At 40.6% G+C, this 23,228-nt stretch carries 21 protein-coding genes and 1 pseudogene; 6 read left to right on the forward strand and 16 right to left on the reverse strand.

Annotation, left to right across the window (positions count from 1 at the left end):
* Nucleotides 1–430 precede the first annotated feature (430 nt).
* The 4 genes from sigK to BR62_RS0108550 all read left to right on the forward strand — a co-directional run bounded on the left by sigK (nt 431) and on the right by BR62_RS0108550 (nt 4,517).
* Nucleotides 431–1,156, forward strand: coding sequence for an RNA polymerase sporulation sigma factor SigK (sigK, locus tag BR62_RS0108535; RefSeq protein ID WP_020956104.1), 726 nt, complete (start codon nt 431–433; stop codon nt 1,154–1,156).
* A 474-nt stretch (nt 1,157–1,630) separates the two neighbouring features.
* Entirely contained in the window at nt 1,631–2,473 is an 843-nt protein-coding gene (locus BR62_RS0108540) for a sialate O-acetylesterase (protein WP_032870493.1), read from the forward strand.
* On the forward strand, nt 2,470–2,997 hold the full coding sequence (locus BR62_RS0108545) for a PadR family transcriptional regulator (protein WP_032870495.1): 528 nt from the start codon (nt 2,470–2,472) through the stop codon (nt 2,995–2,997). Before BR62_RS0108540 ends, BR62_RS0108545 begins: the two co-directional genes overlap by 4 nt.
* Nucleotides 2,998–3,644: 647 nt before the next feature.
* Nucleotides 3,645–4,517, forward strand: a complete 873-nt coding sequence (locus BR62_RS0108550; RefSeq protein ID WP_032870498.1) for an AraC family transcriptional regulator — start codon at nt 3,645–3,647, stop codon at nt 4,515–4,517.
* Nucleotides 4,518–4,615: 98 nt separating this feature from the next.
* Here BR62_RS0108550 and BR62_RS0108555 read toward each other — a convergent pair whose 3' ends face one another.
* On the reverse strand, nt 4,616–5,515 hold the full coding sequence (locus BR62_RS0108555; RefSeq protein ID WP_032870500.1) for a LysR family transcriptional regulator: 900 nt from the start codon (nt 5,513–5,515) through the stop codon (nt 4,616–4,618).
* Between the two features lie 130 nt (nt 5,516–5,645).
* Here BR62_RS0108555 and BR62_RS0108560 point away from each other — a divergent pair, with 130 nt between their 5' ends.
* Nucleotides 5,646–6,902, forward strand: coding sequence for an APC family permease (locus BR62_RS0108560; RefSeq protein ID WP_032870502.1), 1,257 nt, complete (start codon nt 5,646–5,648; stop codon nt 6,900–6,902).
* A 737-nt stretch (nt 6,903–7,639) separates the two neighbouring features.
* Here BR62_RS0108560 and psiE read toward each other — a convergent pair.
* The 10 genes and pseudogenes from psiE to BR62_RS0108605 all read right to left on the reverse strand — a co-directional run bounded on the left by psiE (nt 7,640) and on the right by BR62_RS0108605 (nt 15,455).
* Nucleotides 7,640–8,056: a phosphate-starvation-inducible protein PsiE gene (gene psiE, locus BR62_RS0108565; RefSeq protein WP_032870503.1), complete on the reverse strand. Its 417-nt coding sequence runs from the start codon at nt 8,054–8,056 to the stop codon at nt 7,640–7,642.
* Nucleotides 8,057–8,101: 45 nt separating this feature from the next.
* A pseudogene (locus tag BR62_RS0108570) lies at nt 8,102–9,187 on the reverse strand (histidine kinase dimerization/phospho-acceptor domain-containing protein); the annotation flags it as partial.
* Between the two features lie 267 nt (nt 9,188–9,454).
* Nucleotides 9,455–9,991: an ATP-binding protein gene (locus tag BR62_RS0108575; protein WP_020956122.1), complete on the reverse strand. Its 537-nt coding sequence runs from the start codon at nt 9,989–9,991 to the stop codon at nt 9,455–9,457.
* Between the two features lie 323 nt (nt 9,992–10,314).
* On the reverse strand, nt 10,315–11,691 hold the full coding sequence (gene tet / locus BR62_RS0108580; RefSeq protein WP_032870505.1) for a Tet(L)/Tet(K)/Tet(45) family tetracycline efflux MFS transporter: 1,377 nt from the start codon (nt 11,689–11,691) through the stop codon (nt 10,315–10,317).
* Between the two features lie 33 nt (nt 11,692–11,724).
* Entirely contained in the window at nt 11,725–11,787 is a 63-nt protein-coding gene (locus tag BR62_RS20050) for a tetracycline resistance efflux system leader peptide (protein WP_134816631.1), read from the reverse strand.
* A gap of 112 nt (nt 11,788–11,899) precedes the next feature.
* Entirely contained in the window at nt 11,900–12,421 is a 522-nt protein-coding gene (satA, locus tag BR62_RS0108585) for a streptothricin N-acetyltransferase SatA (RefSeq protein ID WP_032870506.1), read from the reverse strand.
* 161 nt (nt 12,422–12,582) lie between these two features.
* On the reverse strand, nt 12,583–13,083 hold the full coding sequence (locus tag BR62_RS0108590) for a DinB family protein (protein WP_007408241.1): 501 nt from the start codon (nt 13,081–13,083) through the stop codon (nt 12,583–12,585).
* A 217-nt stretch (nt 13,084–13,300) separates the two neighbouring features.
* A complete protein-coding gene (locus BR62_RS0108595; protein WP_306461081.1) occupies nt 13,301–13,654 on the reverse strand; it encodes a DUF2651 family protein in 354 nt (117 codons plus the stop codon).
* Nucleotides 13,655–13,806: 152 nt separating this feature from the next.
* Nucleotides 13,807–14,610, reverse strand: a complete 804-nt coding sequence (locus BR62_RS0108600) for an HAD-IIB family hydrolase (protein ID WP_032870508.1) — start codon at nt 14,608–14,610, stop codon at nt 13,807–13,809.
* A 32-nt stretch (nt 14,611–14,642) separates the two neighbouring features.
* Complete coding sequence (locus BR62_RS0108605) at nt 14,643–15,455, reverse strand: Cof-type HAD-IIB family hydrolase (RefSeq protein ID WP_032870510.1); 813 nt, start codon at nt 15,453–15,455, stop codon at nt 14,643–14,645.
* A 236-nt stretch (nt 15,456–15,691) separates the two neighbouring features.
* Between BR62_RS0108605 and BR62_RS0108610 the strand changes: the two genes are divergently transcribed.
* Nucleotides 15,692–16,417: a MurR/RpiR family transcriptional regulator gene (locus BR62_RS0108610; protein ID WP_032870512.1), complete on the forward strand. Its 726-nt coding sequence runs from the start codon at nt 15,692–15,694 to the stop codon at nt 16,415–16,417.
* Nucleotides 16,418–16,512: 95 nt separating this feature from the next.
* Here BR62_RS0108610 and manA read toward each other — a convergent pair whose 3' ends face one another.
* The 5 genes from manA to ybaK all read right to left on the reverse strand — a co-directional run bounded on the left by manA (nt 16,513) and on the right by ybaK (nt 23,214).
* A complete protein-coding gene (gene manA, locus BR62_RS0108615) occupies nt 16,513–17,460 on the reverse strand; it encodes a mannose-6-phosphate isomerase, class I (protein ID WP_032870514.1) in 948 nt (315 codons plus the stop codon).
* Between the two features lie 14 nt (nt 17,461–17,474).
* Nucleotides 17,475–19,433: a fructose-specific PTS transporter subunit EIIC gene (locus tag BR62_RS0108620; protein WP_032870516.1), complete on the reverse strand. Its 1,959-nt coding sequence runs from the start codon at nt 19,431–19,433 to the stop codon at nt 17,475–17,477.
* Between the two features lie 152 nt (nt 19,434–19,585).
* Nucleotides 19,586–21,538 carry a mannose transport/utilization transcriptional regulator ManR gene (locus tag BR62_RS0108625; RefSeq protein WP_032870518.1) on the reverse strand — a complete coding sequence of 651 codons (1,953 nt, stop codon included), beginning with the start codon at nt 21,536–21,538 and terminating at the stop codon, nt 19,586–19,588.
* Nucleotides 21,539–21,767: 229 nt separating this feature from the next.
* The gene (locus BR62_RS0108630; protein ID WP_032870520.1) at nt 21,768–22,685 is read right to left on the reverse strand and encodes an MBL fold metallo-hydrolase; all 918 of its coding nucleotides are present in this window, start codon (nt 22,683–22,685) and stop codon (nt 21,768–21,770) included.
* A 46-nt stretch (nt 22,686–22,731) separates the two neighbouring features.
* Nucleotides 22,732–23,214, reverse strand: coding sequence for a Cys-tRNA(Pro) deacylase (ybaK, locus tag BR62_RS0108635; protein ID WP_032870522.1), 483 nt, complete (start codon nt 23,212–23,214; stop codon nt 22,732–22,734).
* Nucleotides 23,215–23,228 lie beyond the last annotated feature (14 nt).

The following is a 23,228-nucleotide window of genomic DNA, read 5'->3' on the forward strand; positions in this document are numbered from 1 at the left end:
ACGCCCTCAAGACAATAAAGTCTTGAGGACGGGAAACAGCCCGCTATGCCACCTCAATTCGGTTTGGTGCCGGCCTTGCCGGGTACAAAGCTTACTCGGTAACAGGAGTATCCGCCGCATCATCGTCGTGTTGCATGATTCCGATGCGAAGCTAAGAGGTTTGTTTCAACACATCCATTCATACTCCTTCACAGCTCCCGGAGCTCTCTGTCATGAATGATATCTGTCTACTCGTCTCTTCAGCGCTTTTCGGTTATATTGTTTTCACCCTTACTTTTTTTAACAATATACAGGCTCAATCAGCAAAAATCAAGAGGCTGTAAGAAATAAAACCCGATTTTGATTAATTTCCCTGTACAGACACAAACAGCCTGACTGCCACATACAGTTACATATAGGCTTTTGCCTACATAACTTTGTGGAGGTGAGGATGGTGACAGGTGTTTTTGCAGCGCTCGGGTTTATTGTGAAAGAACTCGTGTTTTTAGTATCATACGTGAAAAATAATGCCTTTCCACAACCGCTCTCAAATAGTGAGGAGAAAAAATACTTAGACCTTATGGCTGAAGGCGATGAACACGCCCGCAATATGCTGATTGAACATAATCTCCGTTTGGTCGCCCATATTGTAAAAAAATTCGAAAACACGGGAGAAGACGCAGAAGATCTGATCTCCATAGGTACAATCGGGCTGATTAAAGGAATTGAAAGCTACTCAGCCGGAAAAGGCACGAAGCTTGCCACATATGCCGCACGATGTATTGAAAATGAGATTTTAATGCATCTGCGCGCATTGAAAAAAACGAAAAAAGACGTCTCCCTTCATGATCCGATCGGCCAGGATAAAGAAGGGAATGAAATAAGCCTGATCGATGTCCTCAAGTCGGAAAGCGAAGATGTGATCGACACCATTCAGCTCAACATGGAACTTGAAAAGGTCAAAAAATATATCGACATTTTAGACGACCGCGAAAAAGAAGTCATCGTCGGCCGCTTCGGGCTTGATTTAAAAAAAGAAAAAACGCAGCGCGAGATCGCAAAGGAGCTCGGCATTTCAAGGAGTTATGTGTCGCGGATTGAAAAACGCGCATTGATGAAGATGTTTCATGAGTTTTATCGGGCGGAGAAGGAGAAGCGGAAGAAGAAGGGAAAGTGAGCGAAAAGCCGGATCTGACATCCCGGCTTTTTCTGCATTTTAGGACATTGCTCTTCAAGTATAACTTCAGGATTTAAAGATAAAACATAACAAATGAATAGAATTGGTACAATCGTTAACCTTTTTAATAATTTTTCATTGATATTTAACCCCTTCAACATAGCCCTCCCTTTTTAACAATCCATTTCATTTGGGCTACACCCCCATCATTGAATGTATTTCCTATGAAAAATGATTTTGAACCTCATAGGAACCCTTACATCACAGGGTTTTTGTTGTTTTTTCATTGTTTATCAAGACCTAAAGCAAAAGAACTTGCTAATTCTCAAATACATCCACCAAATTTTCAATGTTAGTTTGTTTTTCATACATACTAATAATAAAAATAAAACCTAGTTGAAACTTTACAAGACAAGCTGAATTGACTATAGTCTAATTAGACTAAAATATTGATGTAAAGAAGTGAAAAATTAGATGATAAAGTCTTTTTTAATGTTGGGGCAGTCGAATATGGCGGGCCGTGGATTTTTGAATGAAGTAGACCCTATCTATAATGAAAAAATTAAAATGCTGCGCAATGGACAGTGGCAGATGATGACAGAGCCGATTAATTACGACCGTCCGGTTTCAGGCGTTGGCCTGGCCGCATCTTTTGCAGATGCATGGTCGAAAGCTCATCCCGATGAAGAAATTGGCTTGATCCCGTGTGCGGAAGGCGGCAGTTCATTGAATGACTGGCATCCGGAAGGCATCCTTTTTCAGCATGCTTTGTCCGAAGCCCGCTTCGCCCTCCGATCCAGTCAAATTTGTGGAATCCTTTGGCATCAAGGTGAGAGTGACAGTTATCGTTCGCTGCATGAAACTTATTACGAGAAATTAACTCTTATCATCGAGACGCTAAGAAACGAGTTGGAATTAGATGAGCTACCGTTGATTATTGGAGGGCTTGGTGACTTTCTTGGGAAGACCGGTTTTGGACAGCACGCGACTGAATTTCGACAGGTTAATGAACAATTGCTGCGTTTTGCTGATGAACAACAGAATTGTTATTTTGTTACTGCGGCAGGTTTGACTGCGAATCCTGATGGCATTCATTTAGACGCAGCTTCACAACGCAAATTCGGTTACCGCTATTTCGAGGCTTTTTCGAAAAAGCACCATATCCTGAAACCCATTTCGAGAGAGGAGCAATCACTGAAAGTGAATGGTGACTATTCTAAAACAGAACAGATTTACCTTCATAGTATGGATTTGGCTTCGGGTAAAATCACGTACGCGGAATTTGAAGCGCGGATGGCGAAGGTGATGAAACCATGATTCCCTTACTTATCCTTGGCTTGCTCATCCAAAACCCCGGAGCTCACGGCTATGAACTTCTGGCCTTAATGGAAAAACGTCATTACAAGTACATCGTTAACTTCACGAAAGGTTCATTTTATTACAATCTGCAGCAACTTGAAGAAAAGTGTTTGATTGAACAGATTCAGCAGAAACCCTCAACCAGCGGGCGTGAAATCCGTAATTTTAAAGTCACAGATTCGGGAAGGGCAGAATTCGAAAGATTAATGATCAAATACGGCACAAAATCGGAATATGTGAACCTGCAATTTTATGGGGCGTTACTCTTTGCCGATGAATTCGACAAAAATAAATTACTGGATCTGATCCAATCACAAATCGATCAGACTAAAACTCGAATCGAGCTCCTTGATGAATACCTGTCCATCACTCAAGAAATTCCCGGCACAATCAATTACTTTCGCCGTATGAACGAAAATTCCCGTTCACATCACTTGGTTAATTTAGAGTGGTTCGAAAAATTGAAAGCAGAAATGGAGTGAACTATTGCATAATAAAAATGCAATGTTACATATATAAGAATATTAGTTACCTGCATATAAAACCTGTGTCGCAGATATCTCGTAACATCATTGATACAGGTTTTATACTCCTTCTTTAATTAAACAGTAATAGGGTTGTCAACACTTGCCCCCCCAACAAGAGTGAGTGAATCTGCTGCGTGTTCTTCTTTTTCAATCCTTCGTATTAAAAACCACTTTTTACACCTATTTATTATTCAAGGAAGTCAACTGATTTTTCTCCATCTTCCGCTAAACTGCTGCTTTCGTCGAATAAGAAAAAGTGATCTCCCTTAAGGAAGAACACTTCCTCTAATTGAACAAGCAGTGAAGGTGAACATTGTTCTCGACATTTTATCTACCTCTGCGTAAGCAACTTTCAATTGATTGATAGTAAACCCCTCCAACAAGAAAACTCCGTCTTTTTCTGTTTTTTTTTCAATATAAAACAATGATAACTTCTTTCATCTTATGAAACCCAAGCAGTTATTAGGTGGTTTTCTTTATCTGTACAAATACAGTTGAATCACTTAATTTATTACATATAAGTTATCCTGCAAAACTGTGCACGAAATGTCGGGTAGATACATTTCGCTCCTGTTATTCTTTTGTTAAAGGAGGTCAAATAAATGGATTCGCTTAAAAGGATGAACAGCGCATTAACGTATATTGAAGAAAACCTCACGAACGATATTGATTTCAAAGAAGCAGCAAAGCTTGCTTTCTGCTCTGAATATCATTTTAAAAGGATGTTTTCCTTCCTTACAGGTATTTCATTATCGGAATATATTCGTCGACGACGTCTTACTCTTGCAGCTTTTGAACTTAAAGACAGCAGCGTAAAGGTGATTGATCTTGCAATAAAATACGGTTATCACTCACCAGATTCTTTTGCACGAGCATTTCAAAATCTGCATGGCATAAGCCCATCAGCAGCTAAACATAATGGCCATTCACTTAAAGCTTATCCGCGAATGACCTTCCAGTTATCAATCAAAGGAGGAAATGAAATGAACTATCGCATTGAAGAAAAAAAGGCATTTCGCATCGTCGGCATTAAAAAAAGAGTCCCTATTTTATTCAAAGGCGTGAATCCTGACATTGCATCGATGTGGGAAAGTTTAGATGAAACAGCAATCAAACAACTAAAAGAGCTTTCTAATGTAGCGCCTATAGGACTCATTAGTGCATCCACGAACTTTTCTGAAGGCCGGACAGAGGAAAACGGAGAGCTTGATCACTATATTGGCGCAGCCACAACGAAACATTGCCCAAATCACCTATCACAGCTTGAAGTCCCTGCCTCAACATGGGCTGTATTCGAAGCAGCCGGATCATTTCCGGATGCACTGCAGGAAGTATGGGGGCGGATTTATTCCGAATGGTTTCCATCGTCACATTATGAACAAATTGAAGGCCCAGAAATCCTGTGGAATGAGCATAAAGATGTAACATCGCCATCTTTTAAAAGTGAAATTTGGATACCCATTTCAGAAAAGTAATATACCTTACAATGAAATTAGAGGAATTAAGGGTTTTAAGGAAGGGGGCTCATCCCTTCCTCTTTTTGCACCGACTCGAAGACTTTAATGAACATCGACTATAAAGTCTGAGTTCTTTCCCATAAGTCCGCATGTTTTTTTACGATATTTATAAATTCAGCCATCGCTAAGGAATGCCATCTTTTTTTATGATAAGCCACCTGCATTAAAATACGTGTTTCATTCAAAATCAATCCACTTAATTTGTTTTCTTTCAACTCTTTTTGTACAGTGATCAACGGTAATAACGAAACTCCTAATCCGCACATCACACACTGCTTAATTGCCTCAACACTCCAGAATTCAAAGGTATTCTCCGAAACCAGTCCTTGGTGTTTCATATACTCTTCAAAGTAAGTACGGTAGCTGCACCCATGTTCTGTATATAGAATCACTTCATCAGATGAAAAATAAAAATCATCAAATGGAATATTTTTTAACTGATGATGTTCAGGGAATATCAATATCATTGGCTCAGTTATCAGTTTTTCTATATATAAATCAGCTTCCTCTTGTTCGTACCCCAAAAGAAACGCTAAATCCACCTTCCCATTTCGGAGATCTTTTTTTAATTCCCAGCATGTCGATGATTTTAATGTTATTTTAACTTTAGGAAAGAGCTTTTTGAATTCGTGAATAATCGGAGGTAAACGGTAAACCGTTAAAGATTCCGGAGCACCAATAACGAGAGTCCCGATCGGTTCATCGTTTGATTGTATTTGTTTTACTTTTTCAGAAATTCTGATCATTTCGTTTGCATATGGCAACAAATAATCTCCCGCTTCAGTTAACAGCATTTTCTTCCCAAAACGATTAAATAACGGTTTTCCTATTTCTTGCTCAATATCTTTAATATGTGAAGTTATAGTCGATTGGGCATAACCCAAATATTCAGCTGCCTTTGTAAATCCTCCCTTTTCCACAATTGTTATAAATGTTTTTAAGTGCCGTATTTCCATCATCTCTCCCCCTTTAAACATCACTAATTCCGATGGAAAAGTTCATATATATCTATTTTACCGATGAAAGGAAACAAATTACAATTAAATTATGATCGTAAAACACGTTTAGGAAAGGATGGAATGGAAAGTGAGAGAAAGAAAACTCGGCCCCGTACTTTTAAGCGGATTAATTGTCGGACCTATTTTGGGATCTGGGATCATGTTACTCCCACCAATCATTTATGGAAAGACTGGGGATTATGCTGTTTTAGCATGGTTTATGATGATGATCATTAGTTTTCTATTTGCTTCATTGTTTGGAAAATTGAGTGTTTTATTTCCGAATGAATCTGGTGTTGCGCATACAGTCGAACTTGCATTTGGACAACATATAAAACAATTAACTTCTGTATTTTTTATTATTGCGGGCAGTGTCGGGCCAGTTGCCGTTCTCATGACAGCCAGTCAATATCTAAAGGCTTTGTTCAAAAGTAATGGTTGGCCACTAGAGACATATGGAATCATTCTGATGATGATTTGTTTATTCGTTCTATTATTGAATATCTCTTCTGTAGGAAAAGTGTCATTTATGTTCTCCACAGTTGCTACAGTAGTATTGTTAAGTGGAGGAATTAGTTCAATTCCCTTTATGAGGGATAAAGCTTTTATTAAAACACCATTTCATCTTGATGATTTTGGTTATAGTATTCTTTTGCTTTTTTGGGCTCTAGTTGGTTGGGAAATTATAGGTAATTATAGTTTGGATGTCAAAAACAGAAAAAGAACGATTCCCCAAGCAATAGTAATAAGCTCGGTGGTCATCACAACGGTTTGTATTGTTGTAGCTGCCTCTTATCAATGGATTGATTTACATCACACACACACATTAACGATTATTTTAATTCCATTGCTTGGAACGTTTGCTTCACCGACAATGGCTTCCATCACAACAATATTATGTATGAGCACTTATTTATTGGTTACTGGCGGAGTATCACGTCTAATAGCCTCAGAGAATAAAAAAACAACCTTGATTTCTTTCCGCTCCAAAACAAACATACCAATTGGAGCCCTAGGCTTATTAACATTAATTCATGCAATCGTTTTTATTCTTTTATTTATAAACTTCATTAATGTTGAACAAATTGTCGGCATAGCAAATGCTTTCTTTATTAGTAATGCGATTTGCGGTATTTTGTCTGCATATAAACTGCTACCTGGTAAGTTCTCAAAGAGTTTATCATTAATGCTTATTATCAGCTTTTTGATTATCCTTTCTTTCTCATCAATATGGATTTTATTAATGATTGCCCTTATAACTGCTTTTTATTTGATCCGACACTTTATTTGGATGCGTCAATTAAAGAAATCCGCTACTAATTCTCAAGACAAATTACGTTTTTAAGAATTTCTCACCCAAGCTTGGATGTATAAACAAAAACGGGAGATTTTACAGTTCGTATAGGACATAGTTATTTCTTTTACAATGATTACTTACGGGACACCTTCCGCTCATTTACATCAATTTATATTCATTTTGGCCAGAAAAAGGGCACTGTTTTCAGTCCGTCCAAGTAAAAAAGGAAGGGGTCTTCCCTTCCTTTAGTCCTAACTTGATCTCCTGCCATTTTGAAACCAACATTTGAAGCACTGTCTGCATCCACAAAGTGAGTAAAAGGTAAGATGCTACTTGATCCATACTGTCTGTCAATGAAAAATTCGACTAATCATCACTAATGATAAGTTCAGTCATTGCAGATAACTTGAGTTTTCATCAATCATTAAGATTCAAAGTCTGATGTTCAAGCAGTATCCACCCCTTGGGTAATGCTATGTAACAGCCGCTTGTCCTAATAAAGTTATTTTCATTACACTCCTTTTATTCATTTGCCATCATTCCTATTTATCAATTATAGTTAAAAAATGATGAGGAAAAAACAATAAACGTCCGTCCTAACTTTTTTATCTTATTTATTAAAAATTTTAATCTCTTCCTTGTAAAATAAAGAAGCAATCTCATTTCCAGACAGTTCATGTCATGTCCTTGGGACAAGTACCGATATCAATTTTTTTAATCTGTTCCAGTTCTCATTCACAATTAGGACTTTTCAGTGGCGTATCGGTATAAAGTGAACTAATTTATTAATGTTCAACAACAGAATTTCGTCTATTGACAATAAAGAATGCACAAATCATTGCAAGAATGGCCATCGCCCACCAGAACGTTGAGATCGCCTGATCATGATCGATGATAATCAAACGAATGACAGCCGTGATGCCAATATAAATAAAGTAGGGAAGCGGGAAATGAAAGTCTGATTTGAAGTATTTGATAATCAAAGCAATGAACTCAAAGTACATGAAGAATATAAGCAGTTCCCCAAGCATCTCATAATAGCTGTCCACTTTGTTGAACAATGACTTGTATACGAATTGCACAATGTACCATGTCTCGCTGATCAGAAGTCCGCTTAAGGCTATCGCCAGGAAGAACAGACAGACATTGAGAAGCGCTTGTAACAGGTAAGGCGCCTTTTTAAAATTGTTGGAAAATCTCATCTTGTTGTCTCCTATTACAATATTTTCGTCGTTTTGATTCACACCCTACATCTTTGTGTTCCAAAATCGCAGCACGATGCAGTACTTGGAATTCTTTTGTATACTGTGAAACTGCCCCTGCATGCGGGACATCATTCGCGCAATGCTTCTTTCACCGAGTCCGTTGCTTTCCGGTGTTACATCCGCAAGTTTAATCGTATTGCTGATATGAATCTCAAATATTTCTTGATCCGATACAAACGTGATGCTGATTTCTTCTTCCGGATCTGCGTATTTAAATAAGTTTGACAACACATTATCAAATACACGACCAAGCTCCTCCAAATTCACGTTAATATAGGTTTCCGGCAGCTCGCCTGAAATATGGACCCGTAAATGCTCCTGATGAAGGATAGTAATCTGATCTGATATTAGATCGTAGATCACTTCTTTCACTGCAACGGTCTCCAGGTCGTCCCCATGTTCCTTGTTCAGCAGGAAATGCGCAAACAGATTGTCAGACAAGTTTTTTAATTGCAGTGCTTTACCATAAGCATTGGCTACATAACGATCTTTGCTGGTACCCGCTTCGCCTCCTTCTTTTTTGGCAAACTCCAGATTCATGATCAGCGACGTCAGCGGTGTCCGCATATCGTGCGACATTTCTGTAACCAGGCTGTGGCTCTCTGCTTGCAATTCCTCGATAGCTTTAAGTTTGTCCAAGAAAGCTTTCCGCAGATCCTCAATGCTCTTTGCAATCATCGCTAATTCATCATGCCCTTTTATCGTCATCTCATAGTCCAGCCGGCCCCCTTCAATAATATGAATCTCTTGGTGAAGCGTTTTAAGGTAGCGAAGACTTTGGCGAATGCCCAAGAGAACAATGATTAAAAAGATGAGGGTTGCACCGAGCAAATCCAATGTAAAGGCCAGATCATAATATCGGGAAGAGTAGAAACCGTCGATAATGACTCGTCCTTCACCATGGCTGAACTTGACAGGATGTGAATGATTTTGAGCATACTGAGTCAGTTTTTCCTTTCCATAATCCGATTCGGAATAAACGGAATCATATTGCAGCTCCTGATCCTTGAATATGGTGAGGTTAATGTAATTTTCTTTTTTGACCCACTCGCCAAACGCTTTTCTATCAGGGCTTTAATTCGGTCTGAAAATGAGATGGAGAATAAAAATAAACAAAGAAATAATTAATTAGGTGATGAACGATTTATACGAATTTTAGAGAAATACTCCAACGGAGAACTTAACGAAGAACAAATCACTTCTCTATTGTGGGATACTGCCGAAAATAAATCACTTCACAACAGAGAAACTGAAAGCGGTATAAAAAAACAGCTCCGTTAAAATGGCCGGAACTGTCTTTGAATTTTGGTTTTTCAGTTATCTCCATCCGTTAGTTTAATTAGAATTCAGATAATCCAAGACACGATCAACTCTTTCATTTACTGAGTAATCTCCTTCAATTTTTAGCAATGGACAAGATAAATCCGCCATCCAATGTTCGTGTAAAGCTTTGCTTCTAACTTCCATTCCGGCATTATCATATAAAGAAGCCCACTCTAAAAATGTTTTTGATTGTTCATATTTACTGCCGCCGGCTAACACTTCGTTTCCATAACGCTGAAATTCCCTATGCCTTAATCTCTCAAGCCGTATATCTTGCGGGATCCATAAGAAGATGACAAGGTCAAAATAACTTTTTAGATCATCGCCCCAGCCGCACACTGCGCCAGAAAGAATCCATTTCTCATTTATTGTCAAGTCTTTTTCAAGCAACTCTCTCCTTTCAGAAATTTCTCTTTTTTTAGTGAATTTATCTGTCCAATAGTAATCATCAGTATCAAGATGCGTATGAGGCAAATGCTTTGATAATGCAACTCCCAATGTTGAAGTTCCGACTCCGGAGGCTCCCAGTATGTGAATCTTATTTTTCATCGTTCCCTCTCCTTATGAAGCAACGAAACTCTCTGTCCGCTGCACAAGGTTCTTACTATTATTTTAACATAAATCCCCAAAAACCTTTACTTTGTCAGGGGAATCCAGATGCGTGTTAAAACCATACTGCTTACGAACTTCATGGTCATTTTCAAACAGAATGATTAACTTTCTCTCCGGCCTATTTTAATATCCTCATACACTTTCTCAAAAGTCCCGATTGGCAGTGAACTCCCCTTTCATTGATCGACAAAAGCTTCCGGAATAAGGAATCTCCTCAAAAAAGGATCAAAACTTTTATCAAGTTTGATCCTTTTCCCTTTTTAGTCATTTCTTTGCGAACGTTTATAGACATTCATGGTTACCAGCCAGCTCATAACGATGATTCCTGCAAAAAGAATGAGCATATTACTGTACAAATAAGCGGAATGATCAGCGTTAACAGGCAGTAGCCTTTGATCCAGCAAGCGGGTCGATACTAAACCGCCTGCAATCGAAATACCCGTTCCCTCTGATAAAAAGCTCGTAAAATTAAGCAGACTCATTCCGGCGCCGGCTTCCTTTTGTTTCAAACTGCCAGATACCATTGTAGATATAACCGTTTTTGTGAAGGAGAGCCCCCCAAAAACAAAAACGATGATAACGGTCATGAGCCAAGGTGCCGCATCTATAAAAAAGGCAGCAATTAAAAAACTGGAAGACATCAATGCAATCCCAATGGTCAGCACATATAAAGAACCTTTCCGATCAACAAGCCACCCTCCAATGTAACCGAAGATGATGACGCTCATCGTTCCGGGAAACATAATCCCGCTTCCAATTGCCGCAGTACTTAAATGGTGAACATCTTTCATCATATAAGGAACCATAGACACAAATCCTGCAGCAGTGCCGAATATCAGGCCTCCGCAAAGGACGCCCATCATAAACAAGACATTTTTCCCCAGTGCAGGGTCAACAAAAGGATCTTGAGTTTTCCTAATATGTTTCACAAATATCAGGAAAGCTAGAATACTGATGATCAGAAAAGATAGTCTATATGACGTTGTAAACAGCAGAAAAAATACGATGCCTGCAGACATTAATATAATCCCCGCCATATCAAAGCGCCCGCTGATTCTTTCTTCCTTTTCCAGCAGTTTCATCAGGAATGGAACGGTGATAACTGTTGCTGTCGGAATAAGCAGCAAATATGACCAGTGAATATAATGAGCGATCATTCCGCCAATAGCTGGTCCGGCACCTTCCCCCATTGCCACCAGCGACCCGATCAGACCAAATGCTTTACCCCTGTTTTCTTTCGGAATATAGCGTACTACTGCAACCATCACAAGAGCCGGGAATGCGGCTGCACCAGCCCCTTGAATAAATCGGGCCAGAATGAGTACAGGAAAGACAGAGTGTCCGACAAATCCAATGATCGACCCGAAGCCATTTACCATAATTCCAAATAGGAGCAGCTTTTTGATCCCCAGCTGATCTGATAACTTTCCATACAGAGCAGTTCCGATGGAAAAGGTTAACATAAAGGCCGTGTTCACCCAGTTTGCACTCGCTGGCAGTTTATGAAAATCGTTGGCGATATCAGGTAATGATACGTTCAAAACCATTTCATTTAATGCGGTGAAAAATGACAGAACACAAAGCCAAATGAACACTTGGTTGTGCCGTAAAGCTGACTGTGAATAAGGCGTATTCACAAATTTCCCTCCATTAATGAGGGCAGACGCAGTTTATAGGGCCATTGATACGCTTCCCTCTTTTAATTGGACCCTGTTCATTTTTTTGCACTTCATACATAACTCCCCCTGCATTGATTGATATACCTTATTATAAATCCTCAAGCCGATGTTTTGAATGCTTTGCGACACACACCCGCAAATGACGAAACATCAAATACTGTTATATTTAAAATTTACAGTACCAAAAAACCGCAATTTCATTTGCTGTTGAAAAATTGGAATAAAGCATTGTATCGACCGCTCCTATGACAAAGTTATTTTTGGCATAAAAATGACAAGCTGAAACATTAATATCTTGTGTTTCAAGCATAAGACCGCATAAATGATTCTCCTTTGCCCACTCAATCACTTTATGCAATAAAGCCGTCCCGACACCATTTTTTCTATAATCTTTTGCAACGGCAATGTCTTCAATCAGTGCGTATCCATTCCAATTAGAACGAAGCTTACTCCGGCCGACACAGTCGTTCTCTGCGTAATAAAAAAAGACAACTTTATCCTCTTCTTCAATATAACTGACATCAATGTCTTCATCGTCATATTTTTTGACATAAGGTTCAGCAAATTTCTCCTCTGTATATGTCCAAACATTGTCCTCAAATGAAGGGATGATTCTCCCTGAAACTACGAAAGGTTCGTTTGGTTTATTGAAGTCTTTCATATTGAATCGCGTCATTTTAGTTATCATCATAATCACCTTTCTGCATTTATTGACCTTAATTTACATCTATTGAACTGTTGATTCGTCTGCATGTCATGGATACCGGTTTAATCACTCTAAGACTAAAACAAAAAAGATACCAACATCGATTGGTATCATCTATTCATTCGAGCCCTTACAACAATATCCTATTTCGGAGCTTCCAAACCGAATTTAATCCATTCCTCTTTTGCCGGACCGTAAATACCCGGAACAGGTAAACCTGCTTGTCTCATAAGGACAGTCATTTGTCCTCGATGATGGTTTTGATGTTGAATTAAAAACATCAAAAGTGAACCATTTGGCAATTGCTGACCAATAAAGTTGACACATTCTTGAAGTGTATCGTCAGTCCATTGCGTTTTTAACGCCTGTACAAATGCATTACTGGCTTGATGATAACTCTCAGCAATAAACCGCGCCGATGCAGGAACAGGATAATCTTCGGCCGGAGCGTGAAACGTTAAATCTGTGTTTGAGGTAATGATGTGAATGGCAGCGACAGTATGCCAAGCAATACGGCCTAAAGTCCAATGTTCTGAAGTGATTTCTTGTTTAAGTGATTCATCAGTCAGATGATTCAGCAGTTTTTGTGTCGCATCGGCTTCGAATTCCCAAGATTTCAAAAAATGGTCTAAAGTTTGAAACATAAAAATCCTCCTTATCCTTTTTTGTTTATCTATATATCTGCAGTTCAATTATAGTGCTCCGTTTAGTTAAAAAAGAACAAAACGATAGACAGACATTTTTAACAGAAAGCCCGAACTGACAACAACAGACAAAATATAAGAACATAACGGATACCTCTATACTTCTTTTTCTTCAATCGACAAAAAAAGGATAGCTGTTCAAACAGGATTCTTCTGTCTAATATTTTCTCTTTGCAAAAGTCCATATCGTCTTAGTGATTGAACCGGAGACAAAACAGCTCCCCGTCATCATAGCCACCCAAATGAAAAATGTCGGCTCGGCACCTATTACAATAAACATAAATATCAAGGACAAAATGAATACAATAGCAACCATCATCCATACTTTTTTGAAAATGAAATATCCTAAAATCCCTAACAGAAAAGAAGCTGCCGGAAGAAAAATAAGAATGATATACGCGGGGCTCAACAGCGGGCTAATACAAACACCTCCCAATTTCAAAACGAGGCAGTTCCTACTTTTTGTCTGATATGAAGTGATTTTTTTCATCTTGATATTACACCGCTTCATTCATTTTATACATATTATACCAATACCATCGAGTCAAATATAGATATTTATTCATTTTTAACATACTTTAGGAAAATCAGGAGTGAATTAAAGTCTGAGGATAGCCCGCTTTTTCTATCCCTAGTAAGTCATGCCGCATTGATTTTAGCCCATCATTGTTTTTGCAGCGCTAATATTCTCATAATCGTGTGCATGACGCTGCTTTCCTCATTTGATTTGATGACAAAGTGCGCCGCATCTTTTATTTCGTCAATGGCATTCTTAACCGCAAAGCTGTAGGATGCCGCTTCCATCAATTCTTTGTCATTGCGGCCGTCTCCGAACGCCATTGTTTCATCAGCCGAAACCCCTAATAATCGCTGCAGTTCTTGTACTGTTGATCCTTTATGTATTCCGATATTTGATATGTCCATCCAGGTATCCTCTGATGCTACGATATATAATTGGTGAAAAAATTCATGCAGCTTTTCTCTCGTTTCCGGACAGTTGGCGTCGGGGTCATGAACCGTAATCTTGATAAAATCGTCTTTTATCTCAGTAAAATCAGTTATTTTCGTTACATGTGCATAAGAGGCATTTACATATTTCATTTCACTTTCAGACAGATTTTCTTTTACGATCGCGCCATTTTTTGTGCATGCGATAATGCTATGCCCGCAGCTGATTTTTTCTAAAGCGCCTATAATTGACAGTCCCGCTTCATTGCTGATCAAAGATTCATATACGAACTTGCCGTTCTTTTTTATACGTGCGGCACTGTCTCCTAAAATCCAAAAATCGTTCGCATCTTCTCCGAATAAAGCTTCCACCCTTTCACACTGCTTCCCGGTGCAGATGGCGAAAGCGACATGCTGTTCCTCCATTACTCGTTTTGTTTTTTCAAATAACGTTCTGTCAAAATCGCCTTGATTATTTAAAAATGTACCGTCTAAATCCGTAATCACTAATTTAATCATCGTTCAGCACCTCCGCAGTTAAAACGTCTTTTTCAGACAAAGGGTTTTTCACATTTGAGGATGGAATCAATCGCATTTAAGACCCCTTCTTCATTGTTTGATTGCGTGATATGCGCCGCAGCCTGTTTAATGCTTTCATGTGCATTATCCATGGCGACTCCATATTTCACGGCAGACACCATCTCCAAATCATTGCCGCTGTCTCCGAAGGCCGCACACTCTTCATCACCCATCCCCCATTGTTTCTGGAGAAGCTTAATCCCGCTTGCTTTATGAAGCCCCGGTATGATCAGATCTATGTCACCGTGCCCGCTTGATACAGGCGTGACGAAAGACCCGATGGCGTTTTTTAAATGGCTCAGAAGTGCGGAACAATGTTCGGCGGGAAAGCTGATGGAAAATTTTAAAATGTCATCATCGATGTTTTCAAAATGCGGCACCCTTTTTAACACATAATAATACTTACTGGCATGCAAATATTCATCTTCACCGGCATTTTCATGAATATACGCGCTTTTTTTTCCGCAGACAATGACGTTATTCGCCTCATACTGCTCTAAAGCAAGGATCACTGCTTTTGTAGTGTCTTCAGACATGTTACCCGCGAATAATTCTTCTCCGGCATTCACGACGAAAGCGCCATTCTCGGCAACGAAAGCGATTTCACTTTCGATCTCCGGAAAAAAGGATGTAAGCTGCGCATACTGGTTTCCGCTTGCTACGACAAATTTAATCCCCCGCGCTTTTAATTCACGATACTGATTCATAAAACGCTCTTTATTATATGCCATTTCATCATTCAAAAACGTTCCGTCCATATCAACCTCTATCAGTTTGATACTCATATTGTCCTCCTTTTTTCGGCCGCTTTTGTCAGAGACCCTTGAAGAGATCATGCATAACGCGTATGAACGAATTATATCCGCAGTTGTTTTGCGCCGTAAATCATTGGCTGACGTCTTGTTTTGAATGACACAAAAAGTGATTTGTCACATAAATATAACACTATGTTTCTTTTAAAAATGATATGTTACGATTAGATGTACATTCACCATTCTCATAAAAAGGAGAATCCCCCTGCATGTTCACACACGAAATGATTGCTTCATTTAACGAGCTTGAAACTTCTTTATACAACTACATCTCCCAAAATAGCGAGAAAGTCGTCTATATGCGAATCCGTGAATTGGCAAATGAAACCCATGTATCTACGGCTTCTATTTTACGTTTCTGCAAAAAAATAAACTGTGAAGGGTTTTCGGAGTTTAAGGTGAAGCTGAAAATGTATACGGAGGCAAATAAAAAAACGATTTTAAAGAGTCCCCATCATTCCGTTGCCGAGTTTTTTGAAAGAACAGTAAACGGAGAGATGGAAGAAAAGCTGAAGGAAGCAGCAGCCCTTGCGGCCGATGCAGAAAGCGTCATTTTTATCGGAGTGGGAAGTTCAGGAATTCTCGCCGAATACGGGGCCAGATATTTTTCGTGCTTAGGGAAACTTTCAATGTATATTAAAGATCCTTACTTTCCGGCCCATTCCCATTTCCGTCATAACAGCATAACAATCGCATTATCGGTTTCAGGTGAAGGAGATTCTACGGTGACTCATCTGAATCAGCTGAAACAAGAAGGCAGCCGGGTCATCAGTATTACAAATCATAAACATTCAACCATTGCCAAAATGTCCGATGTGAATATTTCATATTACGTGACGGAAGAATGGGTTGAAAATGCGAATGTCACCACCCAAATCCCCGCTATGTACATACTTGAATCAATGGCTCGGGAGATATACAAATTGAGAGAATAAATTCAGGAACGAAAACACTGATACACTGGAAATTCCGTCCTTTTTGTAAAAATAATAAAAAACCCTTCTCTGATGCTAGAGAAGGGTTTTGAGGATCACAGATGAGACACAATACAATTTGCATGGCCTGCCAGTTTATATTCTCCCAAACCGGAAGGCAGGAGAATATGATCTCCTTTTCTAAAGGGATATTCATGTCCGCCTGCACTCATTATTCCGTCTCCTTCGATCACGCTGACAAGAAGGAAGGGATGATGCTGGAATAGATTTGCTTCACCTTTTACATCCCACTTTTCGACTGAAAAATAAGGGCATTCTATTAAAACAGCTGCCAGCAGATCATCTGTTTGTTTATATTGAACGGTCGGCCGTTCACGGACAGATGGAATGTCTATCACTTCTATACTTTTTTCCAAATGGAGCTCGCGCATCCTGCCGTCCGCATCTTTTCTTCCGTAGTCATACAATCTGTAAGTCGTATCTGAATTTTGCTGCGTCTCTAAAATAAGTGTGCTCTTTCCAATCGCGTGTACGGTGCCGCTTGGGACAAAGAAGAAATCTCCCGGCTTTACCTTAACTCTGTTCAGGAGCCCGTCCCATTCTCCGCGCTCAATCATGGATATCAGTTCTTCTTTTGTTGTTGCGTTGTGGCCGAAAATGATCTCCGCATCTTTTTCACAATCAATGATATACCAGCATTCGGTTTTTCCAAGTTCCCCGTTTTCATGCATTTTGGCAAAGTCATCATTCGGATGCACCTGAACGGACAGGTCTTGGTCCGCATCCAAAATTTTTGTAAGAAGAGGAAAACGATCTCCTTCAAGGTTTCCGAATAAATCTCTGTGATGCTCCCACAATTTACCGAGCGTACATCCTTTATACATGCCGTTTCGAACTGTGCTCTGTCCATTTTGATGAGCGGCGAAGGCCCAGCACTCCCCTGTCCGCTCGGACGGAATATTATAGTGAAAATCACGCAGGGCGGCGCCTCCCCAAATCCTTTCTTTGAAAACCGGATTGAAAAACATCGGTTCAGTAGACATGATCATCCCCCGCTTTATTCGATTTCTTCCAGAAGCTCATACGCCTCTTCTTTTGTCTGAACGGAGAGCAGCCTTTCCCGATAGCTGTCATCCATCAGTTTTCGGGATAACATCTGCAATATTTTCAGATGCTGATTTCCGCCGCTTTCCTTCGGTACGGCAATCATAAAAATCAGTTTTGCATCAGAACCATCAAGGCTGTTCCAGTCAACACCCGAACGTCTTATTCCGAATGCGACACCCGGCGTTCTGACGGCTTCAGACTTTCCGTGCGGAATTGCGATATTCATACCTATCGCCGTGGTTCCCTGCTGTTCACGGCTCAAAATGGCCTGCTTAAATCCGCTGTCAGACAGCAGCATACCTTTACGGGACAATTTCTCGATCATTTCATCGATAATGTCATCCCTCGTTTCTCCGGATAAATGCGGTTCAATCAAGTCCGTACTGATAATGTCAGTCAGTTTTTTGATTTCGGTCATCCCGGCTTTTCGGCTGTCAGCCTGAGATGGTTCCTTTGTTTCTTTTGCCGCTGCAGCTTCATTTGGTGCGGCAGACGGCAGCACCTCACCGGGCGCGGGGGATTTCGCCATATCTTTCTTCAGTACATTAACCAACAGAGCGGTGACAAGAGAGCCTGCTGTTACAGCGATAAAAAACATCAGTACATGATCTACTGCTCCAAGTACAGCAACGATGGGTCCGCCGTGTGCCACTCTGTCCCCCACATGGCCGATCATCGCTATCACCGAGCCGGTCATAGAACCCGCCATAATACTCGGGATCACACGAAGGGGGTCTTGGGCCGCAAATGGAATGGCTCCTTCCGTGATACCGAAAAGGCCCATCGTAAATGATGCTTTTCCCATTTCTCTTTCTGCGGCTGCGAATTTTCTTTTTCCTAAAAACGTTGCAATCCCAAGCCCTATCGGCGGTATACAAATGGAAACGGCAATCGGGCCCATAATTTCATAATTTCCTTCTCCGATCATTGCCGATCCGAAAAGAAAGGCCACCTTGTTTACGGGTCCTCCCATATCAAAGGAGATCATCGCTCCTAAAATCAATGCCAGGAGAATTGAGCTCGAACCTTTCATTCCCGCAAGCCAAACCGTTAATGATGCGAAAATATGAGCGACGGGGGCGCCGATCAGAAAGACAAACGCCAAACCGACGATCAGTGAAGCAAACACCGGAATAATAATAATCGGCATAATCGGCTGAATTGCTTTAGGAACTTTACATTTTTTGATTCCAAGCGCCGCATATCCCGCCAAAAATCCCGCAATGATTCCTCCAAGAAATCCTGCGCCGCTTGCACTGTCGTAAAAGCTGCCGGATGCCGCAATATATCCGCCGATCATTCCGGGGACAAGACCCGGCTTATCAGCGATGCTGAACGCGATGTACCCGGCTAAAATCGGGATCATGAATGAAAAAGAAGCACTGCCGATCTGTTCAATCGTTTTCCAAAAAGACTCGTCCGGAATGACTAAGCCCTTTGGTGTTTTTTCTCCTCCAAGCGTCAATGCAACCGCTATCAATAATCCGCCGACGACAATGAAAGGAACCATAAAAGAAACGCCGTTCATTAAATGACGGTAAATCGGGTTTTGTTTTTTGCCCTGCTGACTTGCGGATTCAGCTTTTGAAGCAGATTGATAGACCGGCACTTCACCGCTAAGCGCTTTTTGAATTAATTCTTCCGGTTTGCGGATGCCTTCCTGAACCCCGACGGCCAGCAGCTTTTTTCCCGCGAATCGGTCTTTGTTCACCGAGCGGTCCGCCGCGATAATGATTGCGTCTGCTTCCCGGATTTCCTCTTCGGTCAGCCTATTTTCCACCCCGATTCCGCCCTGGGTTTCCACTTTGATCTCAACGCCTAATCTGCCGGCTGCTTTTTGTAAATTTTCAGCAGCCATATACGTATGGGCAATGCCGTTCGGACATGATGTAATCGCTAACAGTTTCATATAAATCCTCCTTTGCAGTCTGAATTTCAAGATCTTGTCTCAACTTTATACTGAAATCAGCCTGTGATAAGCGCGTTTTTTTACCATAAGTTCCGGAAATAACGGCATTTTTTCCTATAAACTGAAACAAAGCAGGGAGCCATTCCCTGCTTTTAATAGTTTAAATACGATAAAAACGTCATCACATTTTTTTCTTCCGTCAGTTTTTGAATAAATGCCGGCTGCTCGCTAAGATAGGAAAGCTCACTGAATAATTGCTTTACCTTGTTTTGATCTTCGTGTTTAACGGCAAGCATAAAAACGAGCGACACCTTTTCTGTCCCCCATTCAATCGGCTCTTTTAAGGTGGCGATTGCAATGGCTGATTGTTTGATATATTTAGAGTTCGCGTGAGGGATGGCAATACCCGCCCCGATATTTGTCGCCGACATTTTTTCTCTCATTACTGCATGAATGCCATACTCTTTTTCTACATAGCCTTTTTCATACAAAGCCTGCGCCAGCTTTTCAATGACCTGATAACGATGCTCTGTCTCTTGCTGTAAAAAAACGAGAAACGGAGTCGTATCGTTCAGCATTTTAAACGTTTTTTGCTCCCGGCGGTGTGATATATCAAGCTGTTGCAGAAATGCGCTGAGCTTCTTTTCATCAGCAGACTCCAAAAGCGGTGATACGACAATATGAGGGATCGTTACATTTCCAAGCCTTATCGTAGAAATGACGAAATCTATATCTTTATGCTTTTTGATATACTCTGTCAGCTCCGCTTTTGCGATACAGTCTTTTACCGTAATGTGATGAAATTTGCGTTCAATTTTAGTCCGCAGCAATTGTGACATGCCAATGCCCATATGGCAGACGATGATCGTCCTTTTAGGGTTATGCCTGCTTCGGCGCAGCCGTTCGATCGCTGCCTGAAAATGCAGCGTCAAATAGGCCGCCTCTTCTTCAGGAATATAAAGATCAAATGTTTGATTGATGTCTTCTAAAACGTCAATGATAAGATGAAACAAATAAGGGTACATTTTTTTGATGTCGTGAAGCATGGGGTTTGAAACAGAGAGATCATAGCTCAGCCGCTTCAACACCGGATCGAGATGAATGTTCAATCCGTTGATCAGTTCCTGGTCTTTATGAAAATCCAGCATTTTCAGTTCTGAAACACGATTGATCAAATGCCTGACGACTTTGGAAAGCTCAGAATCTTCAAGATCAAGCTTCTTTTCTTGCTGCGATGGATAGCGGACTTTCCCGCCTATTATATGTAAAGTTAAATAGACGGCTTCTTCCTCAGGAAACCGGATGGCAAATACCGGCTCAAGCCGTTTTAAACAAGCCAGTGTCCATTCATATTCTTTCTTCTTTTTTACCGCGTCCAGCTGTCTTGCAGAAATGGCGACCGGCTGTTTCATTTTGATACGGCGGATAGTCAGCAATGTATGCAGCAGCAAACTTTCAAATGTTTCATCCGTAAAATAGATAGAATGTTTTTTTTGTAATAACTTGATTTCTTTTCTCACAAAGTCCGCTTCATAACTTAAAAACTTACTTTTTATAAATTGGCTTGTAAATTCCGCATTATCAATCAAATCTGAAATTCGCGCCAATGCTTTTCTTTTGTTTTTTTCGTCCCCTTCAATCTTTAAGCCGAGCCGCTGTTTAGAAACCAGCGTGAGATCAAATCGCTTCAGCCACTCTTCAACCGCACTTACATCCTTTTTAATGGAAGCTCTGTTTACAAAATGCTGTGCGGCAATTTCTTTTGCGGAAACGGGCTTTGAATTCATTAATAAATCATAAGCGATGTGAAGTATTCTTTCTTCATCGGTCTTGTGCCTGCACGTAAAGTGCTCATTATAAATTTGCCGGATTAACCGTGACCTTTCCTGTTCAGATATATGTAAATAGACGCCTAATCCCGGTTTGCGGATCAGCTGAGCTTGAGCATGTTCATTCAGGAAATCTTCAATCGTTTTCAAATCATTCCTGATCGTTTTTTCAGAACAGCGGACCCTGTCTGCGAAATCTTGCACAACTAAGTAGTCATCAGGTTCAGATAACAACAGATACAAAATCTTTTTCTGCCTTGAATTCATGTATTTCATCTGTTTTTCTATCCTTCCTGTCCGTTTCTGCTGGAGCAATTGTGATAGGTTAAATATACTACACATACGAAACCGTTTTCATTTTATAATGAAACAAAAGAGTAAAAAGTTTTGTTTTTTACCGCAGATTCCGGAAAAATCATGTTTTATACTAAAGCTGTTCACCTTTGGTTGACAACAAAACACCAACCGTTTTTAAACGATTGGTGTCGGCAGCGAAAACCTGCTGTTACAGCCAAAATGTTTCGCCAAGCGCTAATGCTTTCAGGTTTTCAGGAGGTAATGCAAGCCGATCCCACTCGCCGTGCAGTCTGCTTAGTGCTTCCGGGCCTGTATCATCAGCAAGCCGGAATGCCCCGTAATGCATGGGAATGAAGCTGTCAGCCTTCAGCTCCAAAAACGCTTTCACGGCGTCTTCCGGATTGATATGTGACACTTGCATAAACCATTCCGGTTCGTATGCTCCGATCGGCATCAGAGCCGCCTTAATACGAAACCTCTCTCCGATTTCTTTAAAGCCTTCAAAATAGCCTGTATCTCCTGCAAAATAGATGGACTCGCCGTTTTTGCTTTCTATGACCCAGCCTCCCCAATGAGAGGTATCGGTATCCCAAAGCGTTCTCCGTGTCCAGTGCTGGGCCGGAACAAATGATATGTTCACCCCCCGCATCTCAAAACGATCCCACCAATTCATTTCATGGACCTTTTTGCGGTCTTTTTTGTTGAACAGCTTTTTCAGTCCCGCAGGCACGTAAAAATCCGGGTTTCCTCTCAGTTTTTTTATACTCGGAAAATCAAGATGGTCATAATGCCCATGTGAGATGAGCACGGCATCAATGTCAGGCAGTTCGCTCAATTCATATCCCGGCTCTGTCAGCCGTTTTTGAAAACCCATCCTCCGCGCCCATACAGGGTCGGTCATTATGTTAAACCCCTGTATTTGGATCAGAAATGAAGAATGGCCGATCCATGTTATGGCGGTTTCCGTCCGATTGACGGCAACATCACGGACATCCCTTGTGACCGCTTTCGGAATGTTCACGCTTAAGTCTTTACTTTTTTCTCTTCGTTCTTTCATCCATTTCCACATGTCCCTGAATCCATGTTCATTCTTCACGCCATTCAAGTTTTCATATCTTTTTTTCATTATCATTCTCCCTTGAAACGTGTATTCCATTAGATTCACCGGACATTTATACAATGTCTGTAAATACCGCCCCGCTTGCTTCGGCTAAATCTCGAGGCGCTGCTTTCAGCTGCATTCCGATTTTCCCCGCACTGACAATCATAAACTCCAGTGTTTCAGCGGATCTATCAATAAAAGTCGGAAACCTTTTTTTCATTCCGATCGGAGAGCAGCCGCCGCGTATATAGCCGGTCACTCCCAAAAGGTCCTTCATGGCAATCATTTCTATTTTCTTCTCACCTGCCGCCTTCGCAGCCTTTTTCAGATTCAGTTCTTTTGCAACGGGAACGACAAAGACGTAATAATGATCAGTTCCTGCAGATGCCACTAAGGTTTTATAAACATATTCGGCAGCGTATCCGATTTTTTGTGAAACGGAAAGACCGTCTGCGGGCTGTCCCCCTTCTGTTTTGTAACCTAATAGCTCATAGGGAATGTTTTGCTGCTCAATGATACGGACAGCATTTGTTTTCACTGTTTTTTTCGCCATGGTTTTCCTCCGTT

It is taken from the genome of Bacillus sp. UNC69MF (assembly GCF_000746035.1).
Classification (GTDB): domain Bacteria; phylum Bacillota; class Bacilli; order Bacillales; family Bacillaceae; genus Bacillus; species Bacillus velezensis.

What these genes read in the sequence shown, in the direction of transcription:
- sigK (WP_020956104.1), top strand. Translation starts at nt 431, where the DNA reads ATGGTGACAGGTGTTTTTGCAGCGCTCGGGTTTATTGTGAAAGAACTC.
- BR62_RS0108540 (WP_032870493.1), top strand. Translation starts at nt 1,631, where the DNA reads ATGATAAAGTCTTTTTTAATGTTGGGGCAGTCGAATATGGCGGGCCGT.
- BR62_RS0108545 (WP_032870495.1), top strand. Translation starts at nt 2,470, where the DNA reads ATGATTCCCTTACTTATCCTTGGCTTGCTCATCCAAAACCCCGGAGCT.
- BR62_RS0108550 (WP_032870498.1), top strand. Translation starts at nt 3,645, where the DNA reads ATGGATTCGCTTAAAAGGATGAACAGCGCATTAACGTATATTGAAGAA.
- BR62_RS0108555 (WP_032870500.1), bottom strand. Translation starts at nt 5,515, where the DNA reads ATGGAAATACGGCACTTAAAAACATTTATAACAATTGTGGAAAAGGGA.
- psiE (WP_032870503.1), bottom strand. Translation starts at nt 8,056, where the DNA reads ATGAGATTTTCCAACAATTTTAAAAAGGCGCCTTACCTGTTACAAGCG.
- BR62_RS0108575 (WP_020956122.1), bottom strand. Translation starts at nt 9,991, where the DNA reads ATGAAAAATAAGATTCACATACTGGGAGCCTCCGGAGTCGGAACTTCA.
- satA (WP_032870506.1), bottom strand. Translation starts at nt 12,421, where the DNA reads ATGATAACTAAAATGACGCGATTCAATATGAAAGACTTCAATAAACCA.
- BR62_RS0108590 (WP_007408241.1), bottom strand. Translation starts at nt 13,083, where the DNA reads ATGTTTCAAACTTTAGACCATTTTTTGAAATCTTGGGAATTCGAAGCC.
- BR62_RS0108595 (WP_306461081.1), bottom strand. Translation starts at nt 13,654, where the DNA reads ATGAAGCGGTGTAATATCAAGATGAAAAAAATCACTTCATATCAGACA.
- BR62_RS0108600 (WP_032870508.1), bottom strand. Translation starts at nt 14,610, where the DNA reads ATGATTAAATTAGTGATTACGGATTTAGACGGTACATTTTTAAATAAT.
- BR62_RS0108605 (WP_032870510.1), bottom strand. Translation starts at nt 15,455, where the DNA reads ATGAGTATCAAACTGATAGAGGTTGATATGGACGGAACGTTTTTGAAT.
- BR62_RS0108610 (WP_032870512.1), top strand. Translation starts at nt 15,692, where the DNA reads ATGTTCACACACGAAATGATTGCTTCATTTAACGAGCTTGAAACTTCT.
- manA (WP_032870514.1), bottom strand. Translation starts at nt 17,460, where the DNA reads ATGTCTACTGAACCGATGTTTTTCAATCCGGTTTTCAAAGAAAGGATT.
- BR62_RS0108620 (WP_032870516.1), bottom strand. Translation starts at nt 19,433, where the DNA reads ATGAAACTGTTAGCGATTACATCATGTCCGAACGGCATTGCCCATACG.
- BR62_RS0108625 (WP_032870518.1), bottom strand. Translation starts at nt 21,538, where the DNA reads ATGAAATACATGAATTCAAGGCAGAAAAAGATTTTGTATCTGTTGTTA.
- BR62_RS0108630 (WP_032870520.1), bottom strand. Translation starts at nt 22,685, where the DNA reads ATGAAAAAAAGATATGAAAACTTGAATGGCGTGAAGAATGAACATGGA.
- ybaK (WP_032870522.1), bottom strand. Translation starts at nt 23,214, where the DNA reads ATGGCGAAAAAAACAGTGAAAACAAATGCTGTCCGTATCATTGAGCAG.